This window comes from Endozoicomonas sp. ALE010 (genome assembly GCF_049310165.1).
Taxonomy (GTDB): Bacteria; Pseudomonadota; Gammaproteobacteria; order Pseudomonadales; family Endozoicomonadaceae; genus Endozoicomonas.
In genome coordinates, this window is the sequence record NZ_JBLYNV010000065.1 from 18,450 (window position 1) to 30,301 (window position 11,852).

Sequence of the window (11,852 nt, forward strand, 5' to 3'; positions counted from 1 at the left end):
CAGCCAGCCGTATAACAAAAGTGACGCTCAACAAAATAGCAATCCAGTAACCATTACCAAATACTAAAAAAACACTACCCGCTTCCCGTTGTCCGCACCCCTGAGAAGCGGGGTAGCGGGCAGCAGGAAGCGGGCAGCGTTCGTTACACCAGAACTACATCAAACTGTTCCTGGGTGTAGATCGGCTCTACCTGAAAACGAATAGGCTTCTGGATAAACTCTTCAAGATCGGCGACATTATTGGACTCTTCATCCAGCAGACGGTCTATCACGGTCTCAGCTGCCAGCACCGTATAACTGTCGCCATCATAGGCCCGGACCGCCCGGAGAATTTCCCGGAAAATCTCGTAGCATACCGTTTCTGCCGTTTTCAAGGTACCACGGCCTTCACAGGTTGGGCAGGATTCACACAGAACATTTTCCAGTGACTCACGGGTTCGCTTGCGGGTCATCTCCACCAGGCCCAGTTCACTGACGCCGGTAAAATTGGTCTTGGCATGATCGTGTTCCATGGCCTTTTCAAAAGCACGCTGAACCTGCCGCTGATGCTCCGGATCTTCCATATCAATAAAGTCGATAATGATGATCCCCCCCAAATTCCGTAAACGGAGCTGGCGGGCAATGGCAACGGCCGCTTCAAGGTTGGTTTTAAAGATAGTCTCTTCCAGATTACGATGGCCAACAAAGGCACCGGTGTTGACATCGATGGTGGTCATGGCTTCGGTCTGGTCAATAATCAGATAGCCACCGGACTTCAGCTGAACTTTACGGCTAAGCCCCTTGTTGATCTCATCCTCAACGCCAAACAGATCAAAAATCGGGCGTTCGCCGGGGTAATATTCCACCCGGCCGTCAATCTCAGGCACCAGCTTCTTGACGAATTTGGACACCTTTTCAAAGGTTTCCCGGGAATCAATGCGGATCTTTTCAATGTTGGGATTGACCAGGTCACGCATGGTTCGCAAGTGCAGCGGCAAGTCTTCATAGACATTGGCCGGTGCCCTGCTCTCCCGGATATTCTCTTCGATGGTGGCCCACAGCCTGCGCAGAAAGAGAATATCCGCACGCACCTCACCTTCGCCAATGCCTTCTGCTGCCGTTCTCAGAATAAAGCCACCGGCACCATCATCACCGCCAAGGCAAGACTCAACCAATTGCCGCAGACGTTCCCGCTCCTCAACATCCTCGATGCGCAGCGAGATCCCAACGTGGTTGTTTTTTGGCATGTGCACCAGATAACGGGCCGGAATGGAGATATGGGTGGTCAGGCGGGCACCTTTGGTTCCCAGGGGATCTTTGGTTACCTGAACCACCAGCGACTGGCCTTCATGCACCAACTCATAAATCGGGCGTTCCTGGGTCTCTTCCCCGTTTTTTTCATGGCGGCTGTCCTGCCTGGGCGCAATTTCACTGGCATGAATAAACGCCGCCCGTTCAAGGCCAATATCAACAAAAGCGGCCTGCATTCCCGGCAGGACACGAACCACCTTCCCTTTATAAATATTGCCGACAATACCCCGACTTCGGGCACGCTCGACATAGATCTCCTGCAGCACCCCATTTTCAACCAGAGCCACCCGTGATTCCATGGGCGTGATATTCATGAGAATTTCTTCGCTCATCCCAGTCCCTCAATTCCTTTAATGCATTGACCTGTGGTGCCTCTTCAGACGGACGATGAGTTTCGTCTCAGGCATCACAGGTCAATACACTTTCCACCATTCCTTAAAAGGCCGTCTGAGGTTGACGTACTGGTAGAAACAAAATAGATCAGTCGATCATACCAGCAATTTGCATCCGGTTTTTGCTTCCTGACAAACTTTATACCAAAAACCGTTCCATGATGTTGTGAGAGCGTATTCACGCTCTTTTTTGAACTGAAAAACGGAGAGAAAATGAGACACCTTAGTTGGAAATAAGGACTATCAGCCCGCTTGCCAGAATGGCACATTAAAATCTGACAGAAGTCGTGCAGTTTCCATAAGCGGCAACCCGACAACACCGGAATAGCTGCCAGACAGACTCGCTACCAAAACTGCACCATAGCCCTGAATTCCGTAGGCACCTGCTTTATCGGTCGGCTCCCCGGAGGCAATATAATCATCAATCAACGAATCAGGCAGGTCATTAAACACCACATCCGTAACCGACAACTCAGTTTGCAGCTGACTGCCATCGGTGACCGCTACTGCGGTCATCACCTGATGAGTCTTGCCGGACAGTATCCCCAACATACGACGAGCATCGTTTGAATTCTGAGGCTTGCCGAGAATTTGATCATTACAGACCACCGTTGTATCTGCTGCCAACAAAGGCATTTTGGCAGAATCCCGGGTTACTGATGCCTGCCAGCCTGCCGCTGCCTTTTCCCGGGCCATGCGCAGCACATACTCTGCTGGAGCCTCACCGGGGAATGGGGTTTCATCAATATCACAGGCCAGTTGCTGAAAGGAAACACCGATTTGCTGTAACAGCTCAGCTCGACGCGGGGATTGGGAAGCCAGATAGATCATATTCAACCTTTTTTTGAACGACACAGATTAGAGGGATAGATGCCTGATGCCTAACGTAATGCAGACGGATTATAAAAGAGTTGGAACTTATTCGTTAGTTAGTGGTCAAAAACACCAGAAAAGCTTTAATAGCCATACACCCCACTCTTCCTGAGCGGAGCCAAAGGATGGGAGCACCGCACTTCACTCAGTGCGAACGGTGTGGGTATCAAAGAATCAACTACTTATAACAATACTCATAATAAAGAAACACAGGAGGTTTCTATGACAGGCCCCACTGCCGGTAATCCAGCGCTCAATTCCCCCCAGAATGCGCCAAATAGTGAATGGACCTGCGTAAGCTGGTTTAAAAAAATTTCTGACACTGTTGCCAGTAAAACATCTCGCTTTTTTGGGCGTGTTGTTGCCGCTGTGCTATCTGTAGCCGCCTTCATTCCTTCACTGGGCGTTGATCTTGTTTATGCAGCCAAGAGCCTGTATGACAGAAAAGTCACCCATCTCCAAACCAAGGTAGAGTGGATAAGAGACATTCATGATAACGATGTCAAAACTACGATGGCAAACCACAACCGTTTTCTGGCAAAGAACGTCTTACATCCTCCAGAGGCTATCCCGGAAGCAGCTCACCGACAACTGCTTGAGGCCCTGAATGGTGATAGTCCAATTGAGTTGATTACTCCAGACCAAAATGCTTTTACAACATTTAAGTTCGGGGAAGAGCTAAGAATTGGTGAATCCAGACGTTACTACGATATTGGCGGTGGACAGGCACTGGCAATGAATAATCGACCACACCAATTCTATGATGAATTAATGATGAATAGATACCTGGAAAAATTAGGTGTTCCGACCATTGAAATCAAACCCGCTGTTATTCGTTGGGAATTCGAGGGCGAAAAATACACAATGGCAACCTACATCACAACATCATTTAGCGAATACGCAAAACAAAATGCTTTCTTAATGCATAAAAAATCTACGTCAGAGGAAAATGAACTACTGGATGGTAAGAAATTGTTAGCAGTAGACGAAGACAAAGACGAAGACGAGTATATACGGACTCCTGAGAACTGGGATGAGGTTTTAAAGCCACTGGTTAATGATGTCAGAACCCTGATTGATAATGGTGTTTCTACACGTGCCTGTTACGGAATTGCGGCTACCCACAAAGCCATCGTTGTCGGAAAAGGCAATAAATTCCACTCAGGGGGGCCTGCTGAATATGAGATTCGCGCATTTCCTTATGAATTTGTAGACGAAACGACTCAACTGGATCAACTTCCACCTAAAAAGCAGCTTACAGCCAGGGAGGAGGAAGAAATATTGCAACATTATTTCGAGTTAGCCGCTTTTGTTCAATTTAACCCCAAGGAATGGTTCTTGCCAAAAGAGTGGAAAAAACTTGTTAAAAATCTTGTCGAAAGACATATTCGCCGATGAATCTTCCTGAGAAAAGGCTGCGTTGGTTTTCTACACTCCCGGGAGAATCGCGGTTGGGTGTTTTTGCCAGCAGTTGCCTTTTCCCGGCAGGGGACTCACCGGGAAAAGGGTTTTTATTGAAGGCCAGTTTCTGGCAGGAAACACCAATTTGTTGCAGCAGCCCAGCTCAATGCAGCCATTTGTAAGCCAGATAGATCTTTTTTAATTTTAAAAGAATTGAAACTTATTCACTAGATAGTGGTCAAATCTCTAAAAAATTTACTATATCTCCAAAATATTACTTACAACTACATAATTTAAAGAAAAACACAGGAGGTTTCTATGTCAGACCCGATTATTGGTAATCCAGCACTCAATCTTTCGCCAACTGCGCAAAATAGTGAATGGACCTGCGTAAGCTGGTTTAAAAAAATTTCTGACGCTGTTGCCAGCAAAACATCTCGCTTTTTTGGGCGTGTTGTTGCCGCTGTGGTAACTGTAGTCACCTTTATTCCTTCACTGGGCGTTGATCTTGTTTATGCGGCCAAGAGTCTGTATGACAGGAAAATCACCAAACTCCAGGCTACTGCTCCAAATCTTCCGGTTATTCCGGGAGCCAAAGTACAATGGCGAAGATACATTCATGATGCTGATGTTAAAGCTACGATGGAACGTTACGATCGTTTTCTGGCAGAAAACCTCACACATCATCCAGATGAGATTCCAACAGCAGCAGAGCAACAATTGGATAAGGCAGCCAAAGGTAATATCCCCATTGAGCTGATTACTGAAGATGGTGTCGCAACAGTAAAACTCCATAAAGCGCTGGGAGGTGGTGGATCCAAGACTTTCTACGATATCGGCGATGGCCAGGCACTGGCAATGATTAAAGCCCCACACCAATTCTATGATGAGTTAATGATGCATCGATACCTGGAAAAATTAGGTATTCCTACCAATGAAATCAAACCTGCGGTTATTCGTTGGGAATTTGAAGGCACCACATACACAAAAGCAACCTACATCGCACCATCATTCAGCGAATACCCGAAACAAAATGCTTTCGTATTGGACAGCAAAGCCCCTTTTAATATTGTCGATCAACTGAAGGGTAAGAAACTGTTATCAGCAGGCCAGAATCCATTCATACCTGAGAACTGGGATGAAGTTTTGAATCCACTGGTTAATGATATTAGAACCCTTATTGATAATGGAATTTTTGCTCGGCACGATTCTCTAAATGCCATTCTTGTGGGAAAAGGCAACAAATTCCACTCAGGGGGGCAAGCTGATTTTGAGGCGCGTGCATTTCCATTTGATTTCTCAAGCAAAGTCGAGCAGTACGATCAGCTCCCCGTTAAAAAGCGGCTTAAAGCGAAAGAGGAGGAAAGAACATTAAGTGCCTATATTGAGCAAGTCGTTTTCATTCAATTTGATGCCACGAAATGCGCCTTGCCAAAAGAGTGGAAAGGCCTTGTTAAGGACCTTACCACAAGATACCTTCGTCGAAGAAACTTCCTGTAAAAAAAGTAGCGACAGATTTCTATCCCGGAAGAATCCCGGTTCAGTATTTCTGCCTGCAGATGCCTTTTCCCGGTGGTGGGCTCACCGGGAAAAGGTTTTTCATTAAAAGGTCAGTTTCTGCCAGGAAACACCAATTTGTTGTAACAGCTCAGCACGACGCAGCCATTGGTAAGCCAGATAGATCTTATTCAATCTTAAAAGAATTGAAACTTATTCACTGCATAGTGGTCAAACCATTAAATAATCAACTATATCCCCAAATTATTATTTACAACTACATGATTTAAAGAGAAACACAGGAGGTTTCTATGTCAGACCCGATTGCTGGTAATCCGGCACTTAATACCGATCAGACCACAGAAAAGCGTAAATGGACCTGCGCAAACTGGTTTAACAAAATTTCTGAGGCTGTTGCCAGTAAAACATCTCGCTTTTTTGGGCGTGCTGTTGCCGCTGTGGTGTCTGTAGTAGCTTTTATTCCGTCACTGGCGGTTGATCTTGTTTACGCAGTCAAGAGCCTGTATGACCGAAAAGTTACCAAACCTCAAACTATGACCGAAAACCAGCTGCCAGTGAGCAGAACACAAACTACGACTCAAAACCCGATACCAGAGATCAGGTCACAAACTACAACTCAAAACCCGACACCTGAGAGAAGGCCACAAACTACAACTCAACACCCGATACCAGAGATCAGGTCACAAACTACAACTCAAAACCCGACACCTGAGACAAGGCCACAAACTACAGCTCAACACCCGACACCTGAGACAAGGCCACAAACTACAGCTCAAAACCCGACACCTGAGAGAAGGCCACAAACTACAGCTCAAAACCCGATACCTAAGAGAAGGCCACAAACTACAGCTCAACGCCCGATACCAAAGAGCGGGCCACAACCCCCGGCTCAACGCCCGATACCAAAGAGCGGGCCACAACCCCCGGCTCAACGCCCGATACCAAAGAGCAGTTTTAAAAGTACGGCTCAAAAACGAATGACAGAGGGTGGTTCAAAAACGCTGACTTCAAACCTTCAAGTTATTCCCGGAGCCAAAGTACAATGGCAAAGATACATCATTGATGACAATGTCAGAGATGCGATGGAAAGATACAATCGTTTTCTGGCAGTTAATGTTTCACATCATCCTGAGGAAATTCCAAAAGCAGCCTACAGTCAATTGGAGAAAGCAAGAGATGGCGGTATTCCCATTGAGTTGATTACTCAAGATGCGGTTAAAACAGTAAAACTCAAGAAGAGACTGGGAGCTGGTGCATCAAAGACATTCTATGATACTGGCGATGGTCAGGCACTGGCAATGAATGCGGCCCCACATCAATTCTATGATGAGTTAATGATGCACAGTTACCTGAAAAAATCAGGTATTCCAACCCTTGACATCGAACCCGCTGTTATTCGTTGGGAGTTTCAGGGTACCAAATACTCAATAGCAACCCATATCGCGCCATCATTTAGCGAATACGCCAAAGAAAATGCTTTTGAAGTGATCAGCAAAACCAGTCTTAAGATTTTTAATCATCTGAACGGTAAGAAAGTGTTATCAGAAGGCCAGAAGCCGTCCATACTTGAAAACTGGGATGCGGCTTTAACTCCACTGGTTAAGGATATTAGAAACCTTATTGATAATGGAGTTTACAACCCGGGTGATGCCTTCAATATGATTCTTGTGGGAAAAGGCGCAAAATTCCACTCAGGAGGTCCTGCTGATTATGAGGTTCGTGCATTCCCAATTGATTTCTCAAGCAAGATTTTTTGCTATGACCGTCTGCCCGTTAAAAATCAGCTGAAAGCTGAAGACGAGAAAACAATATTGAAGGCACATATCAAGCAAGCGGCTCTTATTCAACTCGATGCCAATGCACACCAGTTGACAAAAGATTGGAAGCGTCTTGTTGATAACCTTGCTGAAAGATACCTCCGCAAATGAAGACCTCTGTAAGTAGTTAACCAAATGAACGAGCCTCCAATTACATTGAAAACATTTGGTTAACTACTTATACCAGTGGCAAATCCCATTCACACCAGGAACTAAGTAATGATCCTTAAATAATTCCGACATTTAGAACTCACTCTCCGTTCATCCTGAGCGGAGTCGAAGGGTGCCTGGCACAATCTATCATGCCTCGGAGTTAACGCCCTTCGACAGGCTCAGGACGAACGGAGTTCGGAGGCTCCGAAATGTGTAAATTATTCAAGGACTATTCCTAAACCACCCGGAAATAGCGCCTCAAAAAACGCAGTCCGGACATAACCCAGGGCCAGATAAGCGCGCTGGATAATGAAGGCAGCAAATACCAGACAGAGGGAATCGTATTCCCTGCAGCACTGCGAACCCACAGTAGCAGCAGTTGATAAAAACCTACCATCAGGAACACCATGAAGGCCTGTTGCCAGACAGGAAATAACCTGAGCCGCCGATGCAGGCTGAGCACAATAAAAGCAACCATGATCATCCCCAGGGAGTTCAACCCAAACAGACTTCCCTGAAACACATCCAGCAGCAAACCAGTAATAAAGGCAAACAGCAAACCAAACCGCTCCGGCAATGCCAGAGCCCAGTAGATAACCACCAGCGGTACCCATGCCGGGCGAACCAGTGATAACCATTCAGGCAATGGCATAATACTGAACATTGCCGCCACCAGCAGGGTCATCCACACCACCCAGTGGGCATTAGCCTGCTGAACCATTATCGCCGCACCTCATCTGCTTTCTTCTCCACCTTTGTCTTTGAAACATCCGTCTGGGCAGCGTTGATCGGCTCAATCAGGCCGGAGACTTCCCGAAAAACCAGAAGCACAACCCGGCTTCTGTTCACTTCAGCAAGAGGCTTAACTTCAATAGAGGCAAAGGCATCGCCGGAATTATGGATAACCCGGGTAACCACCCCCACCGGGTACCCCTCGGGATAGATGCCCCCCAGCCCCGAACTGGTCAGCAGATCACCCTCCTGAAAATCTTCAGTAACCGGGATATGCTGCAATTCAAGGCGATCCGTACGACCGGTCCCCGTAGCAATAGCTCGATATTTGGTTCGGTGATTTTGCACAGGAATGCGGGCCGCCACATCGGTCAGCATCAACACCCGACTGCTGACCGGGCTGACTTCAATAACCTGCCCCATCACGCCATGAGCATCGAGAATGGCCTGCCCTTCGTAGACCTTGTCAATGGCTCCCTTGTTAATGATCACCCGGTGCCGGAAAGGATCAGGGTCAACGCCAACCACCTCGGCAACCAATACCTGCTCATCCACCAGTTCAGAAGAGTTCAGCAACTCCCGCAGACGGATATTCTGGGCTGTTAATGAAGCAAGTTTCTGAACCTTCTGTTCAAGAATCAGGTTTCGTGCCTTGAGACGGGCGTTTTCCTGAAGCAAGTCGTTGTGCGACATCACCACCTGTGAAGCGGTTCCCCAGATACGCCCGGGCAGATCAGCAAGAAACAGGACAGGCGTAGCAGCAACAGTCAGCCACTGGCGAACCTGTGACAGGGCGCGATAGCTATGATCAAAATACAAAATCGCCAATGACAGGATGATCAGCAAAACAAAGCGCGTGACCAGTGACTGGCGTTGACTGAAAATCGGTTTAATAACCTGCTCCTTACCAGGCTTCGGATTAATTGCCTTGAAAATGCCATATCAAAAACCTGAAGCACCGTTCTATCGACACCCATACCTGGCTGACAATTTCCAGTGATCAGCTATTTAAGGTGATGAGTTCAACACTTCCCGGAAAAGCCGCGATTACCGAAAAAACACTGATCACCAGAAGATAACTGCTAACTTTGCCTGGGAGCCTGTCCGAGAATAGCGCCCGTCTAGGCGACCCCGTAGCGAGGATGGCAGAAAATTGAGGATAAAAATTCTGTTTTGTGAGGTGAATAGCGGGGCTATTTGCCGAACAAAACGGAATTTTTAGACCAATTTGCTGCCACCGCAGTAGGGCAGTCTATTCTCGGACAGGCTCCTAGTGGCAGACCAAAATAGCAAATCAGCAATACCTCGGGAAGAAATATTGCTGATCATTTTGCAAAACAGGTGCTTGATTAACAGAGCCGTTAATCCGTGGATAACAAGTCCATACGGTGCTTATCCATCATCTCTATTGCCCTGCCGCCGCCACGGGCCACACAGGTCAGCGGATCTTCAGCGACCAGAACCGGCAGGCCGGTTTCTTCACTGATCAGTTTATCCAGATCCCGCAGCAATGCACCACCACCGGTCAGAACCAGGCCACGCTCGGCAATATCCGAAGCCAGTTCCGGCGGTGATTGTTCCAAGGCACTTTTCACTGCCTGAACAATCGCCGTCAGCGACTCCTGAAGCGCTTCCAGAATTTCACCACTGTTCAGGGTAAAGCTCCGGGGAATACCTTCCGCCAGGTTACGCCCGCGCACATCAATTTCCAGCAGTTCATCACTTGGGTAGGCGATGGCAATTTCCTGCTTGATACGCTCAGCAGTAGCATCACCAATCAGGCTGCCGTAGTTGCGGCGGACATACGTCACAATCGCGTCATCAAAACGGTCACCGCCAATGCGCACAGATTCAGAGTATACGACACCGCTAAGGGAGATAATGGCAATCTCCGTAGTACCACCACCGATATCCACAACCATGGAGCCACTGGCTTCTTCAACCGGAAGTCCGGCACCAATAGCGGCCGCCATCGGCTCTTCGATCAAATACACTTCCCGGGCACCCGCGCCCAGTACTGATTCACGGATCGCCCGCTTTTCAACTTTGGTTGATTTGCAGGGCACACAGACCAGCACACGAGGGCTGGGCTGAATAAAACTGTTCTCATGCACTTTGTTAATAAAGTGCTGGAGCATACGCTCGCAGACATCAAAGTCCGCTATCACGCCATCCTTCATTGGACGTATAGCGGTAATGTTGCCGGGGGTTCGCCCCAGCATCCGCTTGGCATCGGCACCAACAGCCACTACGCTTTTCTGAGTACCGAGATTGCGGATAGCAACCACAGAGGGTTCATTTAACACTATGCCCTTTTCGCGGACATAGACCAATGTGTTGGCTGTTCCAAGATCAATCGAGAGATCGCTGGAAAACAGGCCACGTAACCTTTTCAGCATGTTATGGTGTACCTTGATTCAAGGCTTGGGTAATTCCAGAAACTCTAACAATGCTGCCTCCGGAGGGCAAGCAGCAATTGTGCTCTGTGGCAACTGTGCCTGAATCATTTATCTCAGGAAAAGCATTCAAACAGCGGCCTTAATAGTGGGATTTACCGAAAAACCGGGTGACTGTCCGTGTGTTTTGTTAAACTGCAAAGTTCTATTTTTACACCAATCAGCCCCCCCATTTACCATTCCAGCAGAGATGTTTCCGGTAATCATCCCATAGATCACCCGATAAATCCTTGAGAAATAGGTGGGCAGCCCATACATTAGCTTCTTATTTATTTGATTGTTATTCATTTATGGAGAACCATTACCAATGGCCATCGACGCCTCTGGAGTTAAAAAGGTTGCAAAACTTGCACGTCTGTCCATTGACGACGATGCAGTGGAAGTAACCGCTGCCACCATCAGCAGCATACTGGAACTGGTCGATAGCATGCAGGCCGTTGATACACAGGGCGTGGAACCCCTGGCACACCCTCTGGATGCCATCCAGCGCCTGCGCCCTGACCAGGTCACCGAAGAAAACCAGCGAGAGCAATTACAGGGCTGCGCACCTGCCGTTGAAGAAGGCCTCTTTCTGGTTCCCCGTGTTATTGAGTAATACGTCAGAAAATATTGCAGCAGTGATCGTGGTAGAAACGCCGAAAAGGCATTATTTTCATAATAACTGCTCTGAGTCCGGTAGAAGCTGAGCCTCTTCTATACCATACGTCTTCCAACCGAACGAATCCCATGTACGATAAAACCATTGCAGAACAGAGCCGGGCATTAGCCAGTGGCGAAATATCCAGTGTCGAGTTGACACAAACCTACCTTGACCGAATCAGGCAGTTCGATGGTGACATCAACAGCTTTATTACGGTGACTGAAACGTTAGCCCTGGAACAGGCAGCCGCCGCCGACCAGTGCCTTGCGGCGGGCGATGCCCACGCCATGACCGGCATTCCCGTTGCCCATAAAGACCTGTTCTGCACACAAGGCGTAAAAACCTCCTGTGGTTCAAAAATGCTGGACAACTTTATTGCCCCTTATGAGTCCACCGTCACCGGCAAATTCAGGGATGCTGGTGCCGTTATGCTGGGCAAAACCAATATGGATGAGTTTGCCATGGGCTCTTCCAATGAAAACAGCCATTATGGCCCGGTCAAAAACCCATGGGACAAATCCGCCATCCCCGGCGGCTCCTCCGGCGGTTCTGCCACAGCTGTAGCAGCCCAGCTGGCAGC

11 protein-coding genes are annotated in these 11,852 nt (G+C 47.9%); 5 read left to right on the forward strand and 6 right to left on the reverse strand.

Annotation, left to right across the window (positions count from 1 at the left end):
• Positions 1-143: 143 nt before the first annotated feature.
• Both rng and ACO6UY_RS20330 read right to left on the reverse strand, forming a co-directional pair.
• Positions 144-1,622, reverse strand: coding sequence for a ribonuclease G (gene rng, locus ACO6UY_RS20325; protein WP_422491015.1), 1,479 nt, complete (start codon positions 1,620-1,622; stop codon positions 144-146).
• 303 nt (positions 1,623-1,925) lie between these two features.
• Positions 1,926-2,513, reverse strand: a complete 588-nt coding sequence (locus ACO6UY_RS20330; protein ID WP_422491016.1) for a Maf family protein — start codon at positions 2,511-2,513, stop codon at positions 1,926-1,928.
• Between the two features lie 264 nt (positions 2,514-2,777).
• On the opposite strand from ACO6UY_RS20330, the gene ACO6UY_RS20335 reads away from it, so the two are divergent.
• The 3 genes from ACO6UY_RS20335 to ACO6UY_RS20345 all read left to right on the forward strand — a co-directional run bounded on the left by ACO6UY_RS20335 (position 2,778) and on the right by ACO6UY_RS20345 (position 7,402).
• Positions 2,778-3,953 carry a hypothetical protein gene (locus ACO6UY_RS20335; RefSeq protein ID WP_422491017.1) on the forward strand — a complete coding sequence of 392 codons (1,176 nt, stop codon included), beginning with the start codon at positions 2,778-2,780 and terminating at the stop codon, positions 3,951-3,953.
• Positions 3,954-4,274: 321 nt separating this feature from the next.
• A complete protein-coding gene (locus ACO6UY_RS20340; RefSeq protein WP_422491019.1) occupies positions 4,275-5,456 on the forward strand; it encodes a hypothetical protein in 1,182 nt (393 codons plus the stop codon).
• A 308-nt stretch (positions 5,457-5,764) separates the two neighbouring features.
• On the forward strand, positions 5,765-7,402 hold the full coding sequence (locus ACO6UY_RS20345) for a hypothetical protein (RefSeq protein ID WP_422491020.1): 1,638 nt from the start codon (positions 5,765-5,767) through the stop codon (positions 7,400-7,402).
• A gap of 277 nt (positions 7,403-7,679) precedes the next feature.
• Here ACO6UY_RS20345 and mreD read toward each other — a convergent pair whose 3' ends face one another.
• The 4 genes from mreD to ACO6UY_RS20365 all read right to left on the reverse strand — a co-directional run bounded on the left by mreD (position 7,680) and on the right by ACO6UY_RS20365 (position 10,920).
• Entirely contained in the window at positions 7,680-8,165 is a 486-nt protein-coding gene (gene mreD / locus ACO6UY_RS20350; RefSeq protein ID WP_422449246.1) for a rod shape-determining protein MreD, read from the reverse strand.
• Positions 8,165-9,112, reverse strand: coding sequence for a rod shape-determining protein MreC (gene mreC / locus ACO6UY_RS20355; RefSeq protein WP_422491027.1), 948 nt, complete (start codon positions 9,110-9,112; stop codon positions 8,165-8,167). The genes mreD and mreC overlap by 1 nt, the downstream gene beginning before the upstream one ends.
• Positions 9,113-9,537: 425 nt before the next feature.
• Entirely contained in the window at positions 9,538-10,575 is a 1,038-nt protein-coding gene (locus tag ACO6UY_RS20360) for a rod shape-determining protein (RefSeq protein ID WP_020585121.1), read from the reverse strand.
• 126 nt (positions 10,576-10,701) lie between these two features.
• Positions 10,702-10,920, reverse strand: a complete 219-nt coding sequence (locus ACO6UY_RS20365; protein WP_422491022.1) for a hypothetical protein — start codon at positions 10,918-10,920, stop codon at positions 10,702-10,704.
• Between the two features lie 19 nt (positions 10,921-10,939).
• Between ACO6UY_RS20365 and gatC the strand changes: the two genes are divergently transcribed.
• Positions 10,940-11,227: an Asp-tRNA(Asn)/Glu-tRNA(Gln) amidotransferase subunit GatC gene (gene gatC / locus ACO6UY_RS20370; protein ID WP_209203311.1), complete on the forward strand. Its 288-nt coding sequence runs from the start codon at positions 10,940-10,942 to the stop codon at positions 11,225-11,227.
• A gap of 131 nt (positions 11,228-11,358) precedes the next feature.
• Positions 11,359-11,852 (forward strand): amidase (locus ACO6UY_RS20375; RefSeq protein ID WP_422491024.1); only part of this gene is annotated, 494 nt, incomplete at its 3' end.